2 rRNA genes are annotated in these 3,159 nt (G+C 50.1%); both read left to right on the top strand.

The window, feature by feature from the left end:
- The first annotated feature begins 26 nt into the window (after positions 1 to 26).
- Positions 27 to 2,917: ribosomal RNA gene (locus A6E06_RS10620) — 23S ribosomal RNA — on the top strand.
- A 124-nt stretch (positions 2,918 to 3,041) separates the two neighbouring features.
- Positions 3,042 to 3,157: ribosomal RNA gene (gene rrf / locus A6E06_RS10615) — 5S ribosomal RNA — on the top strand.
- Positions 3,158 to 3,159: the final 2 nt, after the last annotated feature.

Below are 3,159 nucleotides of genomic sequence, written 5' to 3'. Positions count from 1 at the left end.
CCATACGAAACCTCTTGGGGTTGTATGGTTAAGTGACTAAGCGTACACGGTGGATGCCTTGGCAGTCAGAGGCGATGAAAGACGTATTAACTTGCGATAAGCCCAGATTAGGTAGTAAAAACCTTTTGAGTCTGGGATTTCTGAATGGGGAAACCCACTAGCATAAGCTAGTATCGCTGCGTGAATACATAGCGCAGCGAAGCAAACCGGGAGAACTGAAACATCTAAGTACCCCGAGGAAGAGAAATCAACCGAGATCCCGAAAGTAGCGGCGAGCGAAATTGGGTTAGCCCTTAAGCTTTTAATGAGACAGGTGAAGCCTCTGGAAAGTGGCGCGATACAAGGTGATAGCCCTGTAACCGACATCTCATCATCAGTGAAAACGAGTAAGGCGGGACACGTGATATCCTGTCTGAATATGGGGGGACCATCCTCCAAGGCTAAATACTACTGACTGACCGATAGTGAACCAGTACCGTGAGGGAAAGGCGAAAAGAACCCCTGTGAGGGGAGTGAAATAGAACCTGAAACCGTGTACGTACAAGCAGTAGGAGCATACTTGTTATGTGACTGCGTACCTTTTGTATAATGGGTCAGCGACTTATATTCAGTGGCAAGGTTAACCGTTTAGGGGAGCCGTAGGGAAACCGAGTCTTAACTGGGCGTTCAGTCTCTGGATATAGACCCGAAACCAAGTGATCTAGCCATGGGCAGGTTGAAGATTGAGTAACATCAATTGGAGGACCGAACCGACTAATGTTGAAAAATTAGCGGATGACTTGTGGCTAGGGGTGAAAGGCCAATCAAACTTGGAGATAGCTGGTTCTCCCCGAAATCTATTTAGGTAGAGCCTCGGACGAATACTACTGGGGGTAGAGCACTGTTAAGGCTAGGGGGTCATCCCGACTTACCAACCCTTTGCAAACTCCGAATACCAGTAAGTACTATCCGGGAGACACACGGCGGGTGCTAACGTCCGTCGTGGAGAGGGAAACAACCCAGACCGCCAGCTAAGGTCCCAAAGTTATAGCTAAGTGGGAAACGATGTGGGAAGGCTCAGACAGCCAGGATGTTGGCTTAGAAGCAGCCATCATTTAAAGAAAGCGTAATAGCTCACTGGTCGAGTCGGCCTGCGCGGAAGATGTAACGGGGCTAAGCTATACACCGAAGCTGCGGCAATGCAATTTATTGTGTTGGGTAGGGGAGCGTTCTGTAAGCCGTCGAAGGTGTGCTGTAAGGCATGCTGGAGGTATCAGAAGTGCGAATGCTGACATGAGTAACGATAAAGGGGGTGAAAAACCCCCTCGCCGGAAGACCAAGGGTTCCTGTCCAACGTTAATCGGGGCAGGGTAAGTCGACCCCTAAGGCGAGGCCGAAAGGCGTAGTCGATGGGAAACGGGTTAATATTCCCGTACTTCTTATAATTGCGATGGGGGGACGGAGAAGGCTAGGTGGGCTTGGCGACGGTCGTCCAAGTTCAAGTGCGTAGGCTAAGAGTTTAGGTAAATCCGGACTCTTGTTAGGCTGAGACACGATGTCGAGCTACTACGGTAGTGAAGCCATTGATGCCATGCTTCCAGGAAAAGCCTCTAAGCTTCAGATTATAAGAAATCGTACCCCAAACCGACACAGGTGGTCGAGTAGAGAATACTAAGGCGCTTGAGAGAACTCGGGTGAAGGAACTAGGCAAAATGGTACCGTAACTTCGGGAGAAGGTACGCTCCTAGCGGTGATGAGACTTGCTCTCTAAGCTGCTGGGAGTCGCAGATACCAGGTGGCTGCAACTGTTTATTAAAAACATAGCACTGTGCTAAATCGTAAGATGACGTATACGGTGTGACGCCTGCCCGGTGCTTGAAGGTTAATTGATGGGGTTAGACTTCGGTCGAAGCTCTTGATCGAAGCCCAAGTAAACGGCGGCCGTAACTATAACGGTCCTAAGGTAGCGAAATTCCTTGTCGGGTAAGTTCCGACCTGCACGAATGGCGTAATGATGGCCACGCTGTCTCCACCCGAGACTCAGTGAAATTGAAATCGCTGTGAAGATGCAGTGTACCCGCGGCTAGACGGAAAGACCCCGTGAACCTTTACTACAGCTTGGCACTGAACATTGACCCTACATGTGTAGGATAGGTGGGAGCCTTTGAAGCAAGTACGCTAGTATTTGTGGAGGCAATCTTGAAATACCACCCTTGTATGCTTGATGTTCTAACGTTGGCCCCTTATCGGGGTTGCGGACAGTGCCTGGTGGGTAGTTTGACTGGGGCGGTCTCCTCCCAAAGAGTAACGGAGGAGCACGAAGGTGGGCTAAACACGGTTGGACATCGTGTGGTTAGTGCAATGGCATAAGCCCGCTTGACTGCGAGAATGACAATTCGAGCAGGTGCGAAAGCAGGTCATAGTGATCCGGTGGTTCTGAATGGAAGGGCCATCGCTCAACGGATAAAAGGTACTCCGGGGATAACAGGCTGATACCGCCCAAGAGTTCATATCGACGGCGGTGTTTGGCACCTCGATGTCGGCTCATCACATCCTGGGGCTGAAGTCGGTCCCAAGGGTATGGCTGTTCGCCATTTAAAGTGGTACGCGAGCTGGGTTTAGAACGTCGTGAGACAGTTCGGTCCCTATCTGCCGTGGGCGTTGGATGATTGAAAGGGGCTGCTCCTAGTACGAGAGGACCGGAGTGGACGAACCTCTGGTGTTCGGGTTGTTACGCCAGTAGCATTGCCCGGTAGCTAAGTTCGGGATCGATAAACGCTGAAAGCATCTAAGCGTGAAGCGAGCCTTGAGATGAGTCATCCCTGATACTTTAAGTATCCTAAAGGGTTGTTGGAGACTACGACGTTGATAGGCAGGGTGTGTAAGTGCTGCGAGGCATTGAGCTAACCTGTACTAATTGCCCGTGAGGCTTAACCATACAACACCCAAGGGGTTTTGAACGGATTTAAGATAGCAAGAAACGTATTGAATGTGATTAAGAACGCATACACAGCTTTCCAGATTATTATTTATCTCTTACTGAGGTGAATAGAAAGAATTTGCTTGGCGACCATAGCGTTATGGACCCACCTGATCCCATGCCGAACTCAGAAGTGAAACGTAATAGCGCCGATGGTAGTGTGGGGTCTCCCCATGTGAGAGTAGGACATCGCCAGGCTT

The organism is Aliivibrio sp. 1S175 (genome assembly GCF_001690985.1).
In the GTDB taxonomy this organism is placed as follows: Bacteria; Pseudomonadota; Gammaproteobacteria; order Enterobacterales; family Vibrionaceae; genus Aliivibrio.
The sequence above is the reverse complement of the archived record's forward strand: the minus strand, read 5'-3'. Positions and strand labels throughout refer to the sequence as shown.